The organism is Thalassobaculum fulvum, from assembly GCF_014652915.1.
Lineage (GTDB): Bacteria > Pseudomonadota > Alphaproteobacteria > Thalassobaculales > Thalassobaculaceae > Thalassobaculum_A > Thalassobaculum_A fulvum.
The window spans coordinates 125,272-147,672 of the sequence record NZ_BMZS01000015.1 but is presented as its reverse complement, the minus strand read 5'-3'; the positions used below and the strand labels follow the sequence as shown (position 1 = coordinate 147,672).

Annotated in this window: 18 protein-coding genes; 11 read left to right on the top strand and 7 right to left on the bottom strand. The window is 69.8% G+C overall.

Annotated features, from left to right (window positions below; genetic code table 11):
* Together IE246_RS26295 and IE246_RS26290 are read left to right on the top strand one after the other, a co-directional pair.
* Positions 1 to 311, top strand: a 311-nt coding sequence (locus tag IE246_RS26295; protein WP_229837523.1) for a hypothetical protein, incomplete at its 5' end; no start/stop codon positions are given.
* Positions 312 to 507: 196 nt separating this feature from the next.
* Positions 508 to 2,352 carry a sensor domain-containing diguanylate cyclase gene (locus IE246_RS26290; protein WP_189995382.1) on the top strand — a complete coding sequence of 615 codons (1,845 nt, stop codon included), beginning with the start codon at positions 508 to 510 and terminating at the stop codon, positions 2,350 to 2,352.
* Between the two features lie 22 nt (positions 2,353 to 2,374).
* Here IE246_RS26290 and IE246_RS26285 read toward each other — a convergent pair whose 3' ends face one another.
* The 4 genes from IE246_RS26285 to IE246_RS26270 form a co-directional block, all read right to left on the bottom strand.
* On the bottom strand, positions 2,375 to 3,631 hold the full coding sequence (locus IE246_RS26285) for a methyl-accepting chemotaxis protein (RefSeq protein ID WP_189995378.1): 1,257 nt from the start codon (positions 3,629 to 3,631) through the stop codon (positions 2,375 to 2,377).
* 203 nt (positions 3,632 to 3,834) lie between these two features.
* Entirely contained in the window at positions 3,835 to 4,254 is a 420-nt protein-coding gene (locus IE246_RS26280; RefSeq protein WP_189995376.1) for a response regulator, read from the bottom strand.
* 2 nt (positions 4,255 to 4,256) lie between these two features.
* Positions 4,257 to 7,337 (bottom strand): hybrid sensor histidine kinase/response regulator, encoded by a 3,081-nt coding sequence (locus IE246_RS26275; RefSeq protein ID WP_189995374.1) that lies wholly within the window; start codon positions 7,335 to 7,337, stop codon positions 4,257 to 4,259.
* Positions 7,338 to 7,514: 177 nt separating this feature from the next.
* Entirely contained in the window at positions 7,515 to 8,597 is a 1,083-nt protein-coding gene (locus tag IE246_RS26270; RefSeq protein ID WP_229837522.1) for a methyl-accepting chemotaxis protein, read from the bottom strand.
* A gap of 330 nt (positions 8,598 to 8,927) precedes the next feature.
* Between IE246_RS26270 and aroQ the strand changes: the two genes are divergently transcribed.
* From aroQ to aat, 5 genes are all read left to right on the top strand, one after another.
* The gene (aroQ, locus tag IE246_RS26265) at positions 8,928 to 9,398 is read left to right on the top strand and encodes a type II 3-dehydroquinate dehydratase (protein ID WP_189995370.1); all 471 of its coding nucleotides are present in this window, start codon (positions 8,928 to 8,930) and stop codon (positions 9,396 to 9,398) included.
* Positions 9,395 to 9,850, top strand: coding sequence for an acetyl-CoA carboxylase biotin carboxyl carrier protein (gene accB / locus IE246_RS26260; RefSeq protein WP_229837521.1), 456 nt, complete (start codon positions 9,395 to 9,397; stop codon positions 9,848 to 9,850). Before aroQ ends, accB begins: the two co-directional genes overlap by 4 nt.
* A 58-nt stretch (positions 9,851 to 9,908) precedes the next feature.
* Complete coding sequence (gene accC / locus IE246_RS26255; protein WP_189995368.1) at positions 9,909 to 11,249, top strand: acetyl-CoA carboxylase biotin carboxylase subunit; 1,341 nt, start codon at positions 9,909 to 9,911, stop codon at positions 11,247 to 11,249.
* Positions 11,250 to 11,564: 315 nt separating this feature from the next.
* Positions 11,565 to 12,815, top strand: a complete 1,251-nt coding sequence (locus tag IE246_RS26250; protein WP_189995366.1) for an MFS transporter — start codon at positions 11,565 to 11,567, stop codon at positions 12,813 to 12,815.
* A 121-nt stretch (positions 12,816 to 12,936) separates the two neighbouring features.
* A complete protein-coding gene (aat, locus tag IE246_RS26245; protein ID WP_189995364.1) occupies positions 12,937 to 13,590 on the top strand; it encodes a leucyl/phenylalanyl-tRNA--protein transferase in 654 nt (217 codons plus the stop codon).
* Here the strand turns inward: aat and IE246_RS26240 are convergent.
* The 3 genes from IE246_RS26240 to IE246_RS26230 all read right to left on the bottom strand — a co-directional run bounded on the left by IE246_RS26240 (position 13,518) and on the right by IE246_RS26230 (position 14,885).
* Positions 13,518 to 13,964, bottom strand: a complete 447-nt coding sequence (locus IE246_RS26240) for a DUF2155 domain-containing protein (protein ID WP_229837520.1) — start codon at positions 13,962 to 13,964, stop codon at positions 13,518 to 13,520. The genes aat and IE246_RS26240 overlap by 73 nt on opposite strands.
* 83 nt (positions 13,965 to 14,047) lie before the next feature.
* Complete coding sequence (mlaD, locus tag IE246_RS26235) at positions 14,048 to 14,509, bottom strand: outer membrane lipid asymmetry maintenance protein MlaD (RefSeq protein WP_189995362.1); 462 nt, start codon at positions 14,507 to 14,509, stop codon at positions 14,048 to 14,050.
* Positions 14,510 to 14,525: 16 nt separating this feature from the next.
* Positions 14,526 to 14,885: an NADH:ubiquinone oxidoreductase subunit NDUFA12 gene (locus IE246_RS26230; protein WP_189995361.1), complete on the bottom strand. Its 360-nt coding sequence runs from the start codon at positions 14,883 to 14,885 to the stop codon at positions 14,526 to 14,528.
* A gap of 214 nt (positions 14,886 to 15,099) precedes the next feature.
* Between IE246_RS26230 and IE246_RS26225 the strand changes: the two genes are divergently transcribed.
* From IE246_RS26225 to IE246_RS26210, 4 genes are all read left to right on the top strand, one after another.
* On the top strand, positions 15,100 to 15,957 hold the full coding sequence (locus tag IE246_RS26225) for a DMT family transporter (RefSeq protein WP_189995360.1): 858 nt from the start codon (positions 15,100 to 15,102) through the stop codon (positions 15,955 to 15,957).
* 131 nt (positions 15,958 to 16,088) lie between these two features.
* On the top strand, positions 16,089 to 17,069 hold the full coding sequence (locus IE246_RS26220) for a sulfotransferase domain-containing protein (protein ID WP_189995359.1): 981 nt from the start codon (positions 16,089 to 16,091) through the stop codon (positions 17,067 to 17,069).
* A gap of 606 nt (positions 17,070 to 17,675) precedes the next feature.
* The gene (locus IE246_RS26215) at positions 17,676 to 21,410 is read left to right on the top strand and encodes a vitamin B12-dependent ribonucleotide reductase (RefSeq protein ID WP_189995357.1); all 3,735 of its coding nucleotides are present in this window, start codon (positions 17,676 to 17,678) and stop codon (positions 21,408 to 21,410) included.
* A gap of 266 nt (positions 21,411 to 21,676) precedes the next feature.
* Complete coding sequence (locus tag IE246_RS26210) at positions 21,677 to 22,303, top strand: hypothetical protein (protein ID WP_189995355.1); 627 nt, start codon at positions 21,677 to 21,679, stop codon at positions 22,301 to 22,303.
* Positions 22,304 to 22,401: the final 98 nt, after the last annotated feature.

Sequence of the window (22,401 nt, the reverse complement as noted above, 5' to 3'; positions counted from 1 at the left end):
CCGCCGGCGAAGGCGCCGGTGCCGGTGCCGCGGCCGGCGAGGGCGGCAGCATGATGGCCGGCGGCGCCCGCGGCGGCATGGCGGGCGGCGGCATGGCCGCCGGCGAAGGCGCCGGTGCCGGTGCCGCGGCCGGCGAGGGCGGCAGTATGATGGCCGCCGGCGGTGTCGAGGCTGCGGAAGCCGCCGAGGCGGGCGGCATGGCCACCCAGAACTCGTTCATGTGGAGCGGCACCATGTTGTTCCGGCGCGGCATGCAGACGCTCGGCGCGATCACCGGCGGCCTGGTCGGCGACGACCTGTACGGCGGGTGATCGGCACGCCGACCCCATAGCGTTCCGGCTTTCGGCGGCGCCCTTCTCCATAGCGGAAAACCCGCAGGCGCCCGTAGCGGCGCGACAGGCTATACTCTGCACGGTCGTCCGTTCGGCTTCGGCGCCCACGTCGAGGTGCGACGGCTTCGTACCGTAACGATACGCAACCGGCACTCACGGTCGGGCGGGAGCGTCCATGCCCATCGTCCACACCGAGATCGCAGAGCACGTCGACCGTCGGGTGAGCAACGAGGCGATCGCCACCCTCTACCGGCAATGGATCGAAGCGGCATCTGACGAGGGACTGCCGGACTTCGCGCTGTTCGACCCGGCGGCCCGGCCGGACGAAGCCGACGATCTCATGGTGATCGAGCCCGACGGCCGGTCGCTGCTGTACGCGTACTACGGCCGACGAATCGCGAACGCGACCGGCTTCGACATGACCGGCCGGCGAACCAGCGACTTCGACGGCGAGACCGCTGCCCTTGCCGAACGGAAGTACCGCTCGGTGCTCGAGACCCGGCGCCCGCTCTACCTGATCTCCAGCGCCAGCAGGAGTTCGGCGGTGGTCAGTTGGGAGCGGCTGATCATGCCGGTCAGAGCGGCCGACGGCAGAACGCTCATCGTCTGTTACAGCGTGCCGCTCGTCCACAAGGCCGAGATCCTGGACAGCCTCATGGAGTCCAGCACGGACGGCATCGCCGTCCTGCAGCCGGTCCGCGACCCGGACGGCCGGATCGCGGACTTCCGCTACCTGATGATCAACAAGCGCGCGGGCGAGATCCTCAACCGCGATACCAGTTCGCTGATCGGCGCTCCCGTCAGCATCGTGTTCCCGGAGGCGAACAGCCGGCTGCCGGTCTACCGCGAGGTCATGGCGACCGGCATCCCCCGGCAGATCGAGCTCGATTCCGCGGTGGACGGCGAACCGCGATCGTTCCGGCTGTCCGCCGTGCGTGCCGGCCAGAACGTGGTGGTGACCCTCACCGACATCACCGAGATGCGCCGGATGATGGAGCAGCTCGAGCGCCAGCAGACCGACCTCCAGTTCGCCAACGACACCCTGCAGGACCAGGCCGCGAACCTGGTCTCCCTGGTCGAGACCATCGAGCAGGCGCGCGCCGACGCGCTCAGCGCCGAGCGGTTCGTGACCGATCTGATGGAAGCGGTGCCGGTTCCGCTGTTCTACTGGAACCCGGACGGCACGCTGAACCGGGTCAACCGGCACTACGCGGCAGTGTACGGGCACACGACGGCGTCGATCATCGGCAAGACGCCGGAAGACATCCTGCCGCCGCACGTGGCCAAGTACCTGCGCGAACACAACGCCCGCCTGATCGAAAGCGGGGGTCACCAGACCTACGAAGGCGACGTCGACGTCCCCGGCCGCGGGCTCCGGCGGTTCGTCGTGCACCGGGCCCTGGTGCGCGACCTGGAGGACCGCCCGATCGGGATCGCGGGGGCGATGCTCGACCTCACCGAGGAGTACGGCCTGCGCCGCGAGCTCGAGCGGCTCGCCTCGACCGACCCGATGACCGGGCTGTACAACCGCAGGGTCTTCATGGAGCGGCTGGAAGCGCAGGCGGCGCACCACCAGCGCTACGGGACCCCGGCGTCGCTCGCCATACTCGACGTCGACCACTTCAAGAGCGTCAACGACACCTACGGGCACGATTTCGGCGACGCGGTCCTGGTCGGGCTGGCGCGGTTGCTGAGCGCCCAGGTCCGGCAGGGCGTCGACGTGGTCGCCCGGTTCGGCGGCGAGGAGTTCGTGCTGCTGCTGCCGGAGACCGACGGCCCGGCAGCAGCGACGATGGCGGACCGCCTGCGCGCGGCGTTCGCCGCCCTGGCGTTCGATCACGCGTCCGGCCCCAAGACCTTCTCCGCCAGCGTCGGCGTCGCCGAGATCGGGCGGGCCGACGACGTCACGAGCCTGCTGAAGCGGGCCGACGACGCGCTGTACCGTTCCAAGCACGCCGGACGCAACCGGGTCACCCTCGCCGGCGCCCCGCCGGACCGACGGATGAGCTCCGCCGGCTGACCGCTCGGCGACGGCGGCCGCGCTACCCGGCGGCAGCCACCTCCTTGATGAAGCGGTCGACCGTCGCCTGAAGGGCATCGGCCCGGCTGGACAGGTGCTCGGCCGAGGTCGACACGACGTCGGCGGCATCGCGGTTGTCGGAGATGTTGGCGCTGACCCGGGCGATGCTCTCGGTGACCTGCCGGGCATCGTCCGAGGCCTCCTGGACGTTGCGGGCGATCGCCTCGGTCGTGGCGCCCTGGTGCTCCGCCGCTTCCGCGATGCTGTGCGCGATGCGGCTCATGTCGGCGATGATGTCGCGGATGCGGTTGATGGCATCGACCGCTCCGTCGGTCCGGGTGCGGATGGCGTCGACCTGGACGCCGATGTCCTCGGTCGCGTCCGCCACCCGCTTGGACAGCGTCTTCACCTCGCTCGCGACCACGGCGAAGCCCTCGCCCGCCTTGCCGGCCCGGGCCGCCTCCACGGTCGCGTTCAGCGCCAGCAGGTTGGTCTGCGCCGCGATGTCGTTGATCAGCTTCACCAGGCCGGTGATGGTGTCGACGGCGCGGGACAGTTCCTGAACCGTCTCGACCGTCTCGCTCGCCTCGTTCACCGCGTTGTTCGCGACGCTGTTCGACCGCGCGATGTCGCTGTTGATGCTGTGGATCCGGTCGGTCAGCTCCTCCGTGGCGGCCGCCACGCTCTCCACATTGGCCGACGAGCGTTCGGCGGCGGCAGACACGGTGCCGGCGTTGGCCTCGTTGCTGGCGGCCCCGCTGGCGAGCGCCTGGGCGGTGGTCGTCAGGCCGCTCGCCGCTTCGGCGACCTCCCCCATCAGGGCACGGACGTCCTGCTCGAACTGCCGGGTCAGGTCGCGGACCCGCGCGGCCCGTTGCTCGCGGGCGGTCAGCGCCGCGCGCTCCCGCTCCTCCAGCCGCTGGCGCTCGACCGCATGGTCCTGGAACACCTTGACTGCCCGCGCGATGTCGCCGAACTCGTCCCGGGACTCGGCGTACGGCACCCGCACCCCGTGATCGCCCTCCGCCAGCCGGCCCATGGTGGCGGTCAGCGCCGCGACCGGCAGCGTCAGCCGACGGGCCGCGATCACCGCCGTCCCGATCACCCACGCGGTCGCGATCACCGCCAGGACGACCGCGCCGAGCAGCTTCAGCAGCGCCGCCTCCTGGCCGGTCGCCTGGTAATCCTCCCAGACCGTCCAGATCAGCAGCGCGTTCGCGGTAGTCCCCAGCAGGGCCAGGCCGCCGACGGCGGTGTAGATCAGCAGGAGAACCTTCATCGCGACACGTCTCCGCTCTTCGGGCGCGGCCGCAGCCGCCATCGGGAAGCGGGCGGACCCCTGCCCTGCGAACCGAAGGACGCTAAGGGCTCGACGCTCCCGGCGCGTTGCGATGAATCAATTAACGGAGGGAGGTGCCGGCGACAACGGCAGCCATCGCGCGTGGTCCGTCGCGACCGCGCCGGCCGGAGGCGATATGCCCCCTATCCGCCCTGGCGCTGCAGCAGCACGTGGTCGATGCGATCCTTCAGCGTCGCCAGCGACACCGGCTTGGCGAGGTAGCCGTCGACCCTCAGCTCCTTGGCGGCGAGGACGGTTTCGCGCTGCTTGTCCGACGTCAGGAAGATCACCGGCACCTGCGAGAGCTGCTCGTGCCCGAGGGCGCGCAGCTTGCGCAGGAAGGTGATGCCGTCGACCGGCTCCATGTGGATGTCGCACAGGATCAGGTGCGGCCGGACCCGCAGGATCTCGCGGAACCCGTCGACGCCGTTCTCCGCCTCGTCGATCAGCTGGAACCCGATCTGCCGCAGCAGCCGGCAGATGATCTGGCGGATGTACCACTCGTCCTCGAGAACCAGGATCCGCAGGTTCTCGTACGCGTGCTGGGAGGTCGGATCGAACATCGTCAGCTCCCGGGCTGGCCGGCGAACCGGCGGATTGCGGGCAGAGTATGCCTGAACTCGTCGAGAGTCGGCGCCAGCACCTCGGCCATCAGGCCGGCGGTCTCGGGGTCGCCGGCATCCAGCAGGTCCTGGATATCGGCGGCGATGCGGCCGAGCCGGACGGCGCCGATCGACAGGGTCGCGCCCTTCAGCGTGTGGGCGGCGTCGCGCGCCCGCCCGACGTCGCCGTCGGCCAGGGCCGCGTTCACCTCCTCGATCCTCGGCCCCCAGCTTTCCGACGCGTCGCCGACGAACTCGATCGCCTCGCGGTCGAAGCCGCCGAACGTCTCGGTGATCGACCGCGGGTCGAAGATGTCGGTGTCCCAGTCGGGAGCCGCAGCCGGCGCCGGCGCGACCGGCCCGTCGGCCATCGGCCGGCGCAGTGCCAGCCCCTGCGGAAGGTGCCGCGCCAGCACCGCCCCGAGCTTGCGGCTGTCGATCGGCTTGGTGAGGTAGCCGTCCATGCCGGCCTCCAGGCAGCGCTGCTCGGTCCCGCCCAGCGCGTCGGCGGTCAGCGCGACGATCGGCAGCCGCCGCCCGGCCGCGTCCTCGCCGCCACGGACCGCCCGGGCCAGCTCGAACCCGTCCATCTCGGGCATGTTGAAGTCGGTCAGCAGCAACCCGTAGCCTGCGCCGGAGGCCGCGAGCATCTCCAGGGCGATCCGGCCGTTGGCAGCGACCTCGCAGGCGAACCCCATCCGGCCGAGCATCTGGCGGACCACCACCTGGTTGGTCTCGTTGTCCTCGGCGACCAGGACCAGGGCACCGGCGGCCCGGGCCTCGTCGACCGGGGGCGCGGCGAACGCCAGGTCGTCGCGCCGCTCGACATCCGTGGCGTCGGCCGCCTCCAGGCCGAGGGCGACGGCCACCGCCCGCCACAGCGTCGGCCCGGACAGCGGCAGCGTCAGCAGCACCGGCGCCCCCGCCCTGACCGCGGCCGGCAGCGCCGCGAGCTCGGACCGCCGGCCGACCAGCGCCACGGTACCGCCGAGCCGACCGAGCGCCTCGGCGGTCAGGCCGGGCGTCGCGCAGCCGACCACGCGAAGATCTGCGTCGGCCGCCGTCTCGACGTCGGCCAGGCGCGCGACCGCGGTGACACCGGTCGCCCGCAGCCACCGCTCCGCCACCCCGGCGACCGCGTCCGGCAGGTCGATCAGGGCGACCGAGGCGGCCGACAGGTCGGCGGCGTGGCACCGGGGCGCGGCGGCCGCCGGTTCCAGCGGCAGCTCGAACCAGAAGGTCGAGCCGGCGTCCGGGGCGCTCTGGACGCCGATCCGACCGCCCATCAGTTCGCACAGCCGCTGGCAGATCGAGAGTCCGAGGCCGGTGCCGCCGTACTTGCGGGAGGTCGAGCTGTCGGCCTGCACGAAGGCCTGGAACAGCTTGCCCTGCTGCTCGGGCGTCAGGCCGATGCCGGTGTCGCTGACCTCGAAGCGCAGCCGGCGCCCGTCGCCGTCCGCGGCCGCCACCCGGATGCCGATGCCGCCCCGCTCGGTGAACTTCACGGCGTTGCTGCCGAGGTTCAGCAGGATCTGGCGGATCCGCGTCGGGTCGCCGAGGCGGGCGTCGACCAGGGCCGGGTCGACGTCCACCAGCAGGTCCAGGCCGCGCTCTTCGGCCCGCGGCGCCAGCAGCTCGGCCGAGCCGTCGACCACCTCGGACAGCGAGAAGCCGATGGTCTCGATCTCCAGCTTGCCGGCCTCGATCTTCGACAGGTCGAGGATGTCGTTGATGATCGTCAGCAGGGCCGTCGCCGAGTCGGCGATGACCCGGGTCATCCGCCGCTGCTCGGCGTCGAGCCGGCTCAGCGACAGCAGCTCCACCATCGACATCACGCCGTTCATCGGCGTGCGGATCTCGTGGCTCATGGTCGCCAGGAACGTCGACTTCGCCCGGGTCGCCGCCTCGGCGATGTCGCGCGCCTCGATCAGCTCGGCCTCGGCCCTGCGACGGGCCGCCGCCTCGACCCGCAGCTTGACGGCATAGGTCGCGACGACGCCGAAGACCACCACCGCCAGGAACACCAGCGCCACGTTGCGGCGGACCGTCGCCACCGCGCCCGCCAGCACCCTCTGGAGGTCGCGGGCCAGGAAGATCTGCAGCGGCATCGCCCGCGACGGATCGAGCTGGAACTTGGTCGCCAGATACGATGCTCCCCGGGCCTGCACCTCGGTGATCTCGCCCGGACGGTCGACGGCGTTGACCACCAGGCTCTCGAAGCTGCCGGGCTCGCGGTAGCGCGCCAGGAACGCCTCGGTGTCGTGGTCCAGCTCGGTGGCATGGGCCACGAAGTCCGGGTGGCCGAGCATCTTGTTCGCCAGGTCGGTGGCGAACACCAGGTCGCCGGTTCCGGCCAGCGCCTCGGCGGTGACGATCAGCGTGCGCGACAGCGAGCCGAGCGACAGGTCGATGCCCAGCACCGCCCACACCGCGCCGGAATCGTCGTAGATCGGCTCCGCGTAGGTGACCCCCAGCCGGCCGCTCGACGCGAAGACATAGGCGTCGGTCCATACCGGGCCGCCGCCCTCGACCGCCGCCTTGTACCAGGGCCGCTGGCGCGGGTCGTACGGCCGGTGCGCCGCCGTCGCCTCCTGCCAGCGGCTGCCCAGGTGATCGAAGCGCTGCCAGCGGCCGGAACCGTCCAGATCGGGCCGGTCGATGATCCGCCGGCGCACCACCGGCTGGCCGCGCTCCGCCCCTTCGCCCGGGATCTCGTCGGCCAGCGCAAGGTCCTGCAAGTGCAGGAAGCGCCCGTCGGGGAAGCCGAGAAAGGCGCCGTTGACGTGCTCGAACTGGCGGACCGGGCCGATGACGACGGCGAAGAAATGCTCGGCGAGATCCTCCCCCTTCCGGTGCCGGACCCCGGAATCCAGCACGCTCTGGCTGAGGGTCAGGGCCGGCTGGAAGATGTGATCCAGCGACCGCTCGAAGGCCTGGGTCGCGGCCCGCAGGTCCCTGGAGGCGCCGTCCAGCAGCTCGGCCTTCTGCACCCGGTAGACGGCATACGACACGCCGCCGCCGACCGCCAGGATCGCCAGCAACACAATGACTGTCAGAAACCAGCGGCCGGTTCGCAGGACCGTATCCTCGGCTTTTGCCTCAAACCCATCTGACCATGCACCAAGTGGTTAAGTCGGCACAACAGAGTGAACGCCACAGCTGTGCCGAAAAGCGCCCACGCAGCGTCGACCGGCCGCACCGTCGATCCGTCGCGCATCCGGTCAATCCTGGACCAACACGCCGTACCACCCGAGCCCGGCATAGGTCTCGTAGCCCGGGGTGCGGTGAAAGCCGACGGTGCCGCCGCCCGGTGTCCGATAGGTGCCGGCGTCCCGGCCGTCGGTCTTCAGCTCGAAGGTCTCGCCCGGGCCCCGGGTGGGCGAGGTGCTCGCGATCACCCGGTCGCGGGCGTCGACCAGCATCACCCTCGTACGCGCCCGCTCCGCCGGCGAGAGCCGGACGCCGCGCACGATGGCATCGGCCTGCGGCCCCCAGTCGAAGTGAACCCCGAGCACGCCGATCGGCCGGCCGTCGGCTTTCGCACCCTCGCGGATCGCGGCGGCGTAGGACGCCACCGGCTGCCCCGCCAGCAGGGCGTTCGTCGCGATGTCCGCGACCGCGTAGTCGTCGCCGCTCGCCGTCGCGATCGCCTGGCGGAACCAAAGCTCCCCGGACACGTCGGCGCCGGCGACCGGATAGCGGTCCGGACGCCCGTTGGCGACCACCCGGCCGTACGCGTCGCAGATCCAGAGATCGAGGTAGACGGTATAGGCCGACAGGATCACCCCGAGCCGATGCGAGGCATGGGCCGCCGCCTGCGCTCCCGGCGACTGCAGACAATCGACCACCGCACTGTCGGTCGCCCACCAGCGCACGTCGCAGGTCCGTTCGTACAGGTTGCGGTCGATCAGTTCGACCGCGTTCAGGGCCAGGTCGACCAGCCGCTGCCCCTTCATCTGGTCGACCACCTGCCGCCCGATGGTCTCGAGCAGACCGGTTCGCGAAGACAGCTCCTGCACCAGCGATGCCGCGAGCGCCTCGATCTCCCCCGAAACGCCCTTGACCTCGTCGGCCACCACCGCGAACCCGCGGCCCAGCTCGCCGACCCGGGCGCTCTCGATCAGCGCGTTCAGGGCCAACATCCGCGTGCGGCCGGTGATCGACTGGATCGCCGCGATCTTCTCCCGGCTGATCCTCGCGACCTCCTCGCTCAGCAGGACGATCTGCTCGGGGTCGGCGGTGTCGGCAGTGCTGGTATTTCCGGATACGCGCTTCGGGTCGAGCGCGGCGGGTACGGCGTGCATCGGGGGCCTCGGCGAGACAGGGACGGATACGACTCGCTTCGCGATCCCGCCAAGGCTCGCCAAGCGAAGCGTACACCCGACCGGAGCCCTCGGCCCGGACGCCAGCGACCGCCGAAGTAACACAGCCGGTATATCAGGAACAGTGAATCCAGATGCGGCGGATCGGCGATACAGCGTTGGCGCCGCCCCCTCCCGGCGCGGCGCGATCCCGTTCGATTCGCACCGCTTTCGCCGGCAAGCAGCACGCCAAGTGCCTGTCCCTGGACGCTCCATTGCAGGCGCATGACCGCATGGTATAACGCCCGCCGGCTTTCACCGGGAGATTAGACCGTGGCCGACCGCCCCGACATCCTGATCCTGAACGGTCCGAACCTGAACATGCTCGGCGTGCGCGAGCCGCAGATCTACGGCAGCACGACGCTCGCGCAGATCCAGCAGCGCTGCGAGGCCGAGGGCGAGTTGCTCGGCCTGGAGGTCGACTTCCGGCAGACCAACTTCGAAGGCGAGATGGTCTCGATCATCCAGCAGGCTCGCGACGCGCATGACGGCATCATCATCAACGCCGGCGCCTACACCCACACCTCGGTCGCGGTCCACGACGCGCTGGCGCTGACCGATCTGCCGGTGATCGAGCTGCACCTCTCCAATACCTTCAAGCGCGAGCCGTTCCGCCACCATTCCTACATCTCGGACGTGGCGGTCGGCGTGATCTGCGGTTTCGGCGCCCACGGCTACCTCCTCGCCATGCAGGCGATGGCGCAGCTGGTCGGCGTCCTCGACGACGACGGGAGCACCTCGTGACCACCAGGGACTTCAACGACGACCTCGTGCGCCGCATGGCGGCTCTCCTGGAGGAGACCGGCCTCGGCGAGATCGAGTACGAGACCAAGGACCTGAAGATCCGGGTGGCCCGGCCACCGGTGCACGTCTCGGCGGTGGCGGCCCCGGTCGCCGCGCCGGTGGCGGCGCCGGCAACCGTGGCGGCCGCGTCGGCCGCGTCCGCCGCGCCGGCGGAGTCCGGCGAGGCGGTGCCGTCGCCGATGGTCGGCACCGCCTATCTGGCGGCCGAGCCGGGTGCGGCGCCGTTCGTGCAGGCGGGCAGCAAGGTCGCCAAGGGCGCGACCCTGCTGATCGTCGAGGCCATGAAGGTCATGAACCCGATCACCGCGCCGCGCGCCGGCACCGTGAAGTCGGTGCTGGTCGACAACGGCCAGCCGGTGGAATACGGCCAGACGCTGGTGGTGCTGGAGTGACGGCGATCGCCGGTCGCACGACCACGGGAACGGGTCCTACAGCAATGGAACGGTGCCGGTGTTCGAAAAGGTCCTGATCGCCAATCGCGGCGAGATCGCGCTCCGCATCCATCGCGCCTGCCGCGAGATGGGCATCAAGACGGTGGCGGTGCACTCCACCGCCGACGCCGACGCCATGCACGTCCGGCTCGCCGACGAGAGCGTTTGCATCGGCCCGCCACCGGCCCGCGACAGCTACCTCAACATCCCGGCGATCGTCTCGGCCGCCGCGGTGACCGGGGCCGACGCGATCCACCCGGGGGTCGGCTTCCTGTCCGAGAACGCCGCCTTCGCCGAGATCGTCGAGGCCCACGGCATCGTGTTCATCGGCCCGTCGCCGGACCACATCCAGGCGATGGGCGACAAGATCACCGCCAAACGCACGATGACCGAACTCGGCGTCCCGTGCGTCCCCGGCTCCGACGGCGCGGTCGCCAGCATCGAACAGGCGCGGGCCGAGGCCGAGCGCATCGGCTACCCCATCCTGGTCAAGGCCGCCGCCGGCGGCGGCGGGCGCGGCATGAAGGTCGCCGAGGGGCCGGAGAATCTGGAGGAGGCGTTCCTGATGGCGCGCCGCGAGGCCGCCGCCGCCTTCGGCAACGACGCGGTCTACATGGAGCGGTATCTGTCCAGGCCGCGCCACATCGAGATCCAGATCGCCGCCGACAACCACGGCTCGGTGGTGCATTTCGGCGAGCGCGACTGCTCGGTCCAGCGCCGCCACCAGAAGGTCGTCGAGGAGGCGCCGTCGCCGGCCCTCAACGCCGAAGAGCGCGAGCGCATCGGCCGGCGTGCGGTACAGGCGATCGCCGGCATGGGATACCGCAGCCTCGGCACGCTCGAGTTCCTGTACGAGAACGGCGAGTTCTTCTTCATCGAGATGAACACCCGCCTGCAGGTCGAGCACCCGATCACCGAGGCGATCACCGGCATCGACCTGGTCCGCCTGCAGATCCAGATCGCCTCGGGCGCGCCGCTCGGGCTCGAGCAGAAGGACATTTCCTTCACCGGCCACGCCATCGAGTGCCGGATCACCGCCGAGGACCCGGTGACCTTCCAGCCGCGGCCGGGCCGGGTCGAGAACTACCACGTGCCGGGCGGGCTCGGCGTGCGGGTCGACTCGGCGCTGTACGCCGGCTACCCGGTGCCGCCGCACTACGACAGCCTGATCGCCAAGCTGGTGGTGCACGGCGCCACCCGGAACGAGTGCCTGCTGCGTCTGCGCCGCAGCCTCGACGAGTTCGTCATCGAAGGCCTGCCGACCACGATCCCCCTGCACCAGCGGCTGATGGCCGACCCGTCGTTCCTGAACGGCGACTACCACATCCGCTGGCTGGAGCGGGACTTCCTGGGGTCGTGACGCCCGCGGGTCGGGGGCGGCGCGCCGCTACCCGCCGTTCCCGGGAATCCGGGAGTGTCAGGAAGGCGGTAGCCTGGCCGGACCTGCGAAACGCCCGACGGTACAGCGCTTGACCGGATAATCCTGTAATAGTAGCAAACAAGATCTGGCGGCGCGTTCCAGGCGCCGGCGTCGCCAGGGGCGCATTCGAGCAATCGACAACGATCGACCAGGGTCCGGGCCGCACGGAGACGGCTCGGCTGCGGGCCTCCCGTTTTCCCTGTGGCGACGGACCAGCCGCGCAGCATCGTCGCCCCTACACCGGGAAATACCGGCATGAGCACGAGTTCGGTCGTCACTCGAGATGAATCGGACCGACCGAGGGTGCCGTTACGGGCCAGTCGGGGCCAGTTCTGGGTCGCTTTGCTGTGCGTCGGGGTTTCCGGAGCAGGGATTTCGGCGGTCGGCGCCGTGTTCCCGCCACTGGCGCGTGAACTGCACATCTCGGAGGTGACGGTCGGCGTGATCGCCGGTCTCGCACCGCTGCTGTTCATGATCGCGGCGCCGGTCTGGGGGCATGTGGCCGACCGCTTCGGACCGAAGCCCGTGCTGGTCGCCGGCATGACCGGTCACACCATCGGCGCGGTCATGTTCGCCTTCAGCGCGTACGCCGGATTGAGCCTCTGGCTGTCGGGGTATGCGATCATCGGCATCCTGATCGTCGGGCGGGTGCTGAACGGCGCGCTGGGAGCCGGGATCTTTCCGGCGGCGGTTTCGACTGCAGCCGCGGCGGTTCCCGGGGAGCGACGGGCGGCCGCCATCGCTTCCATCAGCGCCGCCTGGGGCATCGGAACGATGCTCGGCCCGGCGATCGCGACGGCATCGTCGGCGATGGGTCTGTTCGCTCCGCACCTCATCCTGACGGGCCTGTCGCTCGCGGCAGCCACGTTGGCGCTTGTGGTCGAGCCGCCGGCCGACGCCCCCAAGCGAGCGAAGCCGGGACGCGTCCTGCCGCCGACCGATGCCCGGATCAGGCCGTTCCTGCTCATAACCGGCGCGTCGTATGCCATCATCGTCGAGATCAACGTCGTCTTCGGATTCTCGATCCAGGACACTCTGCAGCTCGACCCCATCGCGGCCGCCGAAGTCACCGGCATGATGTTCACGATCATGGGGCTGTTCTCCCTGTTCGCGCAAATGCTCCTCGTCCGGCTGAAACGCCTGACCCCGAGGCATGCGATGCGGATCGGCATCGCAATCGTCCTGGTCGGCCTGGTCGGCCTGATCATAGCCGACCGCTCCATCCTGTTCGGCCTGGCCTGCGCCGCGATCGGCTTGGGCTTCGGGCTGGCCGGGCCCACCGCCAGTGCCGCCTGCAGCCTCGCGCTCTCGTCCGAGGAACAAGGCAGTGGGGCGGGCTGGATGAGCAGTGCCAGAAGCGTCGGGTCGATCGTCGGTGCCTGGTCGGGCGGGATGCTCTATGCGGTCAGCCCGCAGGCGCCGTACGCCGCTTCCGCGGTCGTGGCGATCGGCATCGCAGCGCTGATCCTGTTCCATCCCGGAACCCACCGCTCCCGGCGAATCTGAGCAATCGCGACTGCCACATCCGCCGGCCGCAACGGGACTTCCCGGGTTCCCGAGCCGAGACGGTTGCACGGCGCGCGCCGCCTGCTAGCTTTTCCGGGTCGCGCGGCCCACATGGACGGCCATGTCCCAGCTGCAACCCGAACTGCTCCTCCAGGCCTACGCCGTCGGCGTGTTCCCGATGGCGGAGAGCCGCGACGACACGCGCCTGTTCTTCGTCGACCCGGACCGCCGCGGCATCATCCCGCTGGACGCCTTCCACGTCTCGCGCAGCCTGCGCAAGACCGTGCTGCAGCGCCGCTTCCAGGTGACCTGCGACCGCGATTTCGCCGGCACGCTGGCCGGCTGCGCCGAGACCACGGCCAAGCGCCCGGACACCTGGATCAACGCCGAGATCTTCCGGCTGTTCGTGACCCTGCACGAGCGCGGGCAGGCGCACTCGATCGAGGTGCGGCGCGAAGGCCGGCTGGTCGGCGGGCTGTACGGTCTGCGACTCGGCGGGGCGTTCTTCGGCGAGAGCATGTTCAGCCGCGAGACCGACGCCTCGAAGGTGGCGCTGGTGCATCTGGTCGCCCGCCTCAAGGCCGGCGGCTTCACCCTGCTGGACAGCCAGTTCATCACCAGCCACCTGCAGCGTTTCGGCGCCATCGAGATCCCGCGCGAGGAGTACCGCGAGCGCCTGCGCCAGGCGATCGCCGTGCCGGCTCAGTTCGATCCCGACGCCGACGACTGGCCTGCGGTGCTCTCGCTCCTGCAGGACAGGACCCAGACGTCGTAGACCGGGTGCTGCAGCGCGTTGAGCGCCGGACTCGACGCGAACATCCAGCCGCCGAACACCTGCCGCCGCGGCTCGTCCGGCGGCTCGTCGTCGATCTCGACGAAGGCCGCGCTTTCCGGCGGCAGGGTCGGGGGACGCTCCTGGCAGGTCTCGACCGTGATCCGCAAGGTTCCGAACTCGACGGTCGATCCGACCGGCGCGGTGACGGTGGAGATCCGGGCGGTCACCTTGTCGAGCCCCTGCAGGACCGCGATCGGGCGCGGAATCCATTCGGGCTCGTCGGCGGCCCGCACCGCTGCCGGCCCGGCCGCGACCAGCAGGCCGAGGCCGGCCAGTGCAAGCACCGCCCGACGTATGGTTCGTCGCTGGCCCACCTGACGTTCTCTCTCGCAGTGCGTCGTTCGCCCGATCGCGGATCAGACCGGGAGATTGCGGCGGTTCGACGGCCGGGGCGCCGTCACTTCGAGGCGGTTCCGCCGTCGCCGGCGGAGAAGATGAACTTGCCGAGCAGCTGGACCATGTCGACGGCATCCTGGGTGTACTGGATCCTGCCGCCCGGCTTCAGCATCGTCGGGTCGCCGCCGGGCGCCAGGTCGACGTAGTTGCCGCCGAGCAGGCCCTCGCTGGCGATCGTCGCCGAGGTATCGGCGGGAAGCTCGATCGACGGGTCGACGCTCAGCGTGACCCGGGCGAGATAGGTCTGCGGATCGAGCTCCTGACGGACCACCGAGCCGATCTTGATACCGGCCATCCGGACGTCGTTGCCGACCTTCAGCCCGCCGATGGTGGTGAACTCGGCCTCGACCTCGTAGCCGCCGGTCCGGCCCAGGTCGGCCGTGGTGTAGGCGAACGCGAGAAACAGCCCGGCGACGCCCAGGACCACGGCTCCCAGCAGGGTCTCGATCAGGTTCCGGTGCATGCCGCGGCCCGCCCGATCAGGCCGGCGTCCAGGGCTCGTAGTCGCCCGTCGCGCGCTCGCGCTTGCCGCCCTGCAGCACATGCCCCGGCGGCCGGTACGCATAGCGCGTGCCGGTCAGGTTCGGCATGTGCTCCTTCTGCCAACCGAACCGGGTGATCGGCTGGGCGTCCGGCAGCGCGTCCGTGAAATGGTGCAGCCAGGCGTGCCAGTCCGGTGGAACCTTCGAGGCCTCGGCCATGCCCTTGTAGAGCACCCACCGCATCTCGCGGCCGTCGCGCTGGCGGCCCGCCTTGTGGACGTAGTACCGGTTCCCATAGGCGTCCTCGCCCACGAGCCGGCCGTTCAGCCAGGTGAAAAGGCGCACTCCGACGTCCATGCGTATTCCTCGGCGACCGATCGCAACGCGGCCGGACTATGTCATCGCCGGTCGCGAACGTCCAGTTCCAAGGGCGCTTCGGGAAGCCTGCACGAATGGTTGCATCTGCCCGTTGCACGGAGACCTCTCGGCGCGTATGAGCACGGCGATGACGCCGCTGCGTGCACCCCGGCCGGTTCCACAACCCACCCTGCCCCGACCGTCCGGCAATACAATGGCAGGCTACGGGTTCATTCTGCTGACGACGCTGTTCTTCGGCTCCGGACCGACCTTCGCCCGGCTCGCCTTCGACGGCGGGGCGGGCCCGCTGACCCTGCAGTTCGCCCGCTTCAGCTTCGCCGCCCTGGGCCTGTGGCTGCTGCTGGCGGCGCTGCGCCGGACGCAGGGAATCGAGATTCGGCACCTGCCGCTGCTGACCGCCCTGGTGGTGCTGTCCGGCGGTGCGTCCTACGGCTACATGACCAGCGTGCGAAGCATCCCGGTGCCGATCGCCAGCCTTGTGTTCTTCACGTTCCCGCTGATGGTCGGCCCGCTCGCCCACCTGGTCGGCGACGAACGGCTTACGGTGCGGCGGCTGCTGGCGCTGGCCGTCGGGTTCGCCGGCCTCGCCCTGGTACTGCAGGGCGGGCTCGCGCACGCCGACCACACCGGCCTGCTGCTCGCCTTCGGGGCCGGAACCTGCGTGGCGATCTCGTTCCAGGTGTCGCGGCGCCTGACCGCCCACATCCCGCCGATGGTCCTGACCGCGACGGTGGCCAGCGTCAGCGCCTCCGTCTGCACTGCCCTGGTGCTGCTCGACGGCGGGGTCGAGCTGCCGGCGGAACCGAGGGGCTGGATCGGGGTGACCGGGAACGCGGTCTCCTACGCCGTCGGGCTGACCTGCCTGTTCGCCGCGATCCGACGCCTCGGGGCGATCCGCACCGCCATCGCCGCGAATCTCGAGCCGGTGATCAGCGTGACCCTGGCCGCGCTCGTCCTCGGCGAGGCCTTGAGCGCCCCCCAGGCCATGGGCGCGCTGGTGGTGCTCGCCGGCATCCTGCTGGCACAGAGCGACCGGAGGCCCGCGCGATGACCGATGGCCCCGCCTCCTCCGGCGGAGCCGGTGCCGACCACCCCCTCGTGGGGGTTCTCCGCAACCCCGCGACGGCGAGGCACTATGCCGCCTCTGCCGCCACGTTCCGCGACAGCGGAGACCGCCGTCGCATGGCCAACCAACTGGTCTACGGCGCGCTGGCGGGCGGACTCGACGAGCGGGCGGCCCAAGGACTGCACCGGCACCGCTTCTACGACTGGGCCGACTATCTGCTGTTCTACCTGGACGCCCTCGATCGGCTCAAAATCGCCAGCAACAACCTGGAGAGCGCGCTGGAGCGCTACCTGACCCGGGTGCCGGCCCTGTCGGACGACAAGCGGCGCACCGCCCTGGCCTGGCTGCAACGTCCGCCGGCGCCGCTCGCCGGTCCGCCGCCGGTGTTCGTGGCCGCCATGCCGAAATCCGCGTCGACCTATCTGTGCAACATCCTGAACACCCTGGTCGGCGGCGCGGTCAACACGCCGCACTCGCAGAACGACCGCAGCGGCACCGCCCTGGATCTGTTGAGCACGATGCGAGCCCTGTCGGTGCCCGGCGTGGTCCACAGCCACCTCCCCGCCGACGCGAGAACCGTGGCCGTCATGACCTTGCTCGCCATCCGGCCGATCGTCCTGGTCCGCAACATCCACGATGCGATCGTCAGCTATGCCGACCATCTGGCCGGGCGCGTCTACCCCGGAAGCCGGCCGTCGGCGATGACCCGCGAGGCCCGCCTGGAGTCCGCGCTGGCACGGGTCGCGCCGTTCTACGTCGACTTCTTCGCCACCTGGTGGCTGTACCGGCAGCACGCGGACATCGAGCTGGTGCACTTCGATGAATTGGTGGCCCGCCCGGAAGACACGGTCGCTGCCTGCTGCAAGTGGCTGGGCCTGGCCGTCGAGCGCCCCCGGATCGCCGCGGCCGTCGCCGCCAACGATCCGCGCGGCCGCAGCCGACAGGGCCAGCATGCCACGAGGTTCAACGTCGGCGTGAACGGCCGCGGCCGTAGTCAGCTCTCCGGCGACCAGATCGCCCGCGTCCGCCTGCTCTACGGCGAGTTCCCGGACGTGGACTTCTCGATGGTCGACCCGGAGTGGCGCACGCGGCGGTAGCCGGCGGCCCCTTGCGCCGGCGTTCGAGAGGCGCCTCGTCCGGCGGCCGGTAGCGCACCGATGGCGCAGGATCGCCGTCTCGTCGTCCTCCCGGACACCGGTCTGGATGCGCCACACGGCCCGGACGGGCGGTGGCGGGCCGTGCCGCCCTCGGATTCCCACCGGTCACGCTAGATTTGGTTTAGGTAATTTTCTTACCCACAAAATCTGTTGCGTGTCGGGTCCGCTTACCGCATCCTGTGCGCCGGTCGAATTGCCGGAGAGCCATGGTCCTCGCCATGCGGTATCGGCCGGTCCCCGGGGTCGGAACGCCAGCAAGGCAACCGCCCTACCAACTGAACAAAAAGACTTCTGACCGTCTTGTGCATCACGAGTATTTTTCGTGATCAGAACTCTATTTGTTCGACGCAAATTTCTCCTGTGGATTTTCGGCAACAGCCACCACCGACGGCCGGGAATTTTGTCCGCCGACTCGATTTCCCCCTTGCACCCACCGCCCCATATTCAGTAGCCTCCTCGCCGTCACACACAAGATGTGGTTCCGACAGGAACCCAGGGGCCGGCCCGCCCCGCGGCACGGACAGGAAAGCCAGGGAGTCAGCAGCGATGAAGATCGAGCGTCGGTTCACCACGGAAGGCAAGGACGCCTACGACGGGATCGCCTTCCGGACCACGGCGAGCGAGATCAAGAACCCGGACGGCTCGATCGTGTTCCGGCGCGACGACGTCGAGGTGCCGGCGAGCTGGTCGCAGGTCGCGAGCGACATCCTGGCCCAGAAGTACTTCCGCAAGGCCGGCATCCCGGTGGCCCGCAAGAAGGTCGAGGAGAACGACGTCCCGTCCTGGCTGTGGCGCGAGGCGCCGGACGAGGCCGCGCTGGCCAAGCTGCCGGCCGGCGAGCGCACCACCGGCGAGACCAGCGCCAAGCAGGTGTTCAACCGGCTGGCCGGCACCTGGACCTACTGGGGCTGGAAGGGCGGCTACTTCGACAGCGAGGGCGACGCCCGCGCCTACTACGACGAGATGTGCTTCATGCTGGCGAACCAGATGGCGGCGCCGAACTCGCCGCAGTGGTTCAACACCGGCCTGCACTGGGCCTACGGCATCGACGGCCCGGCCCAGGGTCACCACTACGTCGACTTCAAGACCGGCAAGCTGGTCCGCTCGAAGTCGGCCTACGAGCACCCGCAGCCGCACGCCTGCTTCATCCAGTCGGTCGCCGACGACCTCGTCAACGAGGGCGGCATCATGGATCTGTGGGTCCGCGAGGCCCGGCTGTTCAAGTACGGCTCCGGCACCGGCTCGAACTTCTCGCGGCTGCGCGGCGAGAACGAGCCACTGGCCGGCGGCGGCAAGTCGTCGGGGCTGATGAGCTTCCTGAAGATCGGCGACCGGGCGGCCGGCGCCATCAAGTCGGGCGGCACCACCCGGCGGGCCGCCAAGATGGTGACGGTCGACATCGACCACCCGGACATCGAGGCCTACATCGACTGGAAGGTGGTCGAGGAGCAGAAGGTCGCGGCCCTGGTCGCCGGCTCCAAGCTCGCGGCCCGGCACATGAAGGCGGTCATGAAGGCCTGCGTCGACGCCAAGGAGAGCCTCGGCGACGACGCCTACGAGCCGGCGAAGAACCCGGAGCTGAAGGCGGCGATCAAGGGCGCCAAGGCCGCCATGATCCCGCTCAACTACGTGCAGCGGGTCATCCAGTTCGCGCGCCAGGGCTTCGTCGAGATCGACTTCAAGACCTACGACACCGACTGGGACAGCGACGCCTACCTGACGGTGTCCGGCCAGAACTCCAACAACTCGGTCCGGGTGTCCGACGAGTTCCTGCGCACCGTCGAGGCCGACGGCGAGTGGAACCTGATCCGCCGCACCGACGGCAAGGTCGCCAAGTCGGTCAAGGCGCGCGAGCTGTGGGAGAGCGTGTCGCACGCCGCCTGGGCCTGCGCCGACCCGGGGGTGCAGTACGACACCACCATCAACGACTGGCACACCTGCCCGGCCGGTGGCCGCATCAACGCGTCCAACCCGTGCTCGGAGTACATGTTCCTCGACGACACCGCCTGCAACCTGGCGTCGATGAACCTGATGCAGTTCCAGCAGGCCGACGGCTCGATCGACGTGGCCGCCTACGAGCACGCCACCCGGCTGTGGACCATCACCCTCGAGATCGCGGTGCTGATGGCGCAGTTCCCGTCGAAGGAGATCGCCAAGCTCTCCTACGACTACCGCACCCTCGGGCTCGGCTACGCCAATATCGGCGGCCTGCTGATGGCCATGGGCCTGTCCTACGACAGCCCGGCCGGCCGCGCCATGTGCGGCGCCCTGACCGCGATCATGACCGGCGTGGCCTACGCCACCTCGGCCGAGATGGCCGGCGAGCTCGGCGCCTTCCCGCGCTACAAGGAGAACGCCGAGCCGATGCTGCGGGTGATCCGCAACCATCGTCGCGCCGCCTACGGCGAGACCGGTGGCTACGAGGGACTGTCGATCACGCCGGTGCCGCTCGACGCCGACAACTGCCCGGACCGGGCGCTGATCGACGCCGCCCGCAGGGCCTGGGACCTGGCCCTGGCGCTCGGCGACGAGCACGGCTTCCGCAATGCCCAGGCCACGGTGATCGCGCCGACCGGCACGATCGGCCTGGTGATGGACTGCGACACCACCGGCATCGAGCCCGACTTCGCGATCGTGAAGTTCAAGAAGCTGGCCGGCGGCGGCTACTTCAAGATCATCAACCGGGTGGTGCCGCAGGCCCTGCGCACCCTCGGCTACGGCGAGGCCGAGATCGAGGCGATCATCCGCTACGCGGTCGGCCATGGCACCCTGAAGGGCGCCCCGGCGATCGGCCACGACGCCCTGGCGGCCAAGGGCTTCGGCGCGGCCGAGATCCAGAAGCTGGAAGAGGCGGTGGCCTCGGCCTTCGACATCAAGTTCGCCTTCAACAAGTGGACCCTGGGCGACGCGTTCTGCCGCGAGACCCTCGGGCTCACCGACGCCCAGCTCAACGACGTGTCGTTCGACATGCTGGCGGCGCTCGGCTTCTCGAAGGCCGAGATCGAGGCCGCCAACACCTACGTGTGCGGCGCCATGACCCTCGAAGGCGCGCCGAACCTGAAGGACGAGCACCTGCCGGTGTTCGACTGCGCCAACCCGTGCGGCCGGATCGGCAAGCGCTACCTGTCGGCGGAGTCCCACATCCGGATGATGGCAGCCGCCCAGCCGTTCATCTCCGGCGCGATCTCCAAGACCATCAACATGCCGAACGGCGCTTCGGTCCAGGACTGCAAGGACGCCTACATGCTGTCCTGGCGCCTCGGCCTCAAGGCCAACGCCCTGTACCGCGACGGCTCCAAGCTGAGCCAGCCGCTGTCGGCCTCGACCTTCGACTTCGAGGACGACGACGAGGCCGAGGAGTTCGCGGCCCAGCCGACGGCGGTCAAGGCCCCGATCGTCGCCGAGCGCGTCGTCGAGCGGGTGATCGAGAAGCTGGTCAACAAGGCCGAGCGCGAACGCATGCCGCAGCGCCGCAAGGGCTACACCCAGAAGGCGGTGGTCGGCGGCCACAAGGTCTATCTCCGGACCGGCGAGTACGAGGACGGCCGGCTCGGCGAGATCTTCGTCGACATGCACAAGGAGGGCGCCGCCTTCCGGTCGCTGATGAACAACTTCGCGATCGCGGTGTCGATCGGCCTGCAGTACGGCGTGCCGCTGGAGGACTTCGTCAACGCCTTCATCTTCCAGCGCTTCGAGCCGTCGGGGATGGTCCAGGGCAACGACGCCATCAAGATGGCGACCTCGGTGATCGACTACATCTTCCGCGAACTGGCGATCTCCTACCTCGACCGCCACGATCTGGCGCACGTCCAGAAGGAGGACCTGGCCCCCGACACCGTCGGCGACGGTGCCGAGGAGCACAGCATCGCCGCCGCCAACGCCATCCTGGAGAAGGTCGGCCAGGCCGCCAGCCGCGGCTTCGCCCGGGCCGACGTCCGCTCCAACCTCGTGGTGCTGCACGGCGGCTTCGCCCAGGCGACCGGCACCGACGGCCCGGCCGCGACCGGCAAGGCCAACGGCTCGGGCGGGATGACGGTCCAGGCATCCACCTCGCACGCCGCCATGGCCGGTGGCGTGGCCGTCGCCGAGCGCTCGACCGCCACCGTCAGCGTCTCCAGCGACGTCATGAACGAGGTCGACGCCAAACTGGCCAAGATCCGCGAGGCCCGGATCAAGGGCTACGAGGGCGAGGCCTGCGGCGAGTGCGGCAACTTCACGCTGGTCCGCAACGGCACCTGCCTGAAGTGCGACACCTGCGGCGGCACCAGCGGCTGCAGCTGACGCCGGTCCTGCCGCTCCTGAATTCGGGTCGGGCCCGGTCACATGACCGGGCCCGATCTCGTTGTGCCCGGTCTTGTTGTCGCCGGTGCCGGTCTCTTCGTCGCGTGACCAGACATATGACGTCGCGAGTCGAGCAGTGATCACAATGCATCAATATTCTTAAAATGCTGACCGATAGTTTGTTGTCGGCACCTGTTACCGTTGGCAGGGCTCTTACGGATTTGTTAAACGTTACTCTGCGACGCTGAGTCGCGGAGGAACGCCGAATGTTCGGAAGGTCCGACAAAAAGGACGAAAAGGCCGAAGCCGAAGCCAGACGCATCGAGGCGATGAAGACCTCGATCGAAGCCGCGCTGGCGCATTTGAAGGCCCATGCAGAGGCCGGCAACACCGACCGGTGCGAGGCGGCCGCCAAACGGCTGGTCGAGACCCTGAAGAATCCGAAACTGCCGACCGACTACGCGAAGCAGGCGCGCGGCGTGCTGGACTCGCTGCTGCTGCACGGATTCATGAAGGCCACCGCCCTGGCCGCGAAGGGCGCGCTCGATGCCGCCAAGACCGACGACATCGAGTTGCGATCGAAGAAGATCAAGGAAGCCCGTGAGAAACTGGCCGGCGCCATGAAGTACAAGGCCCCGGCCGAGTTCAAGTCGCAGTGCGAGCGGCTGATCGAGGTCGCCATGCTGTCCGGCGGCGTCAAGCAGAAGGGCCCGACCAAGGCCAAGCCGCTCGACACCGCCCCGAAGGTCGAGAACCGTGCCAAGGTCTCGAACGAGGCGTACGCGGCCGCCGAACAGGCGAAGACCGAGCAGGAAGCGACCGCGGCGGAGCAGGCCAAGGGTGCCGCCCAGGACAAGCGCCCGGCGGCCCCCAAGAGCCGCGCGCACCTCTGACCGCGGACCGGCTCGGGACCGCCCGACGTTCCGGTTTGCGTTGCCGGCCCGGCTGAGGCATCACGGGGCGTCCATCGCCCTCGCCGAGCGGAGCTTCC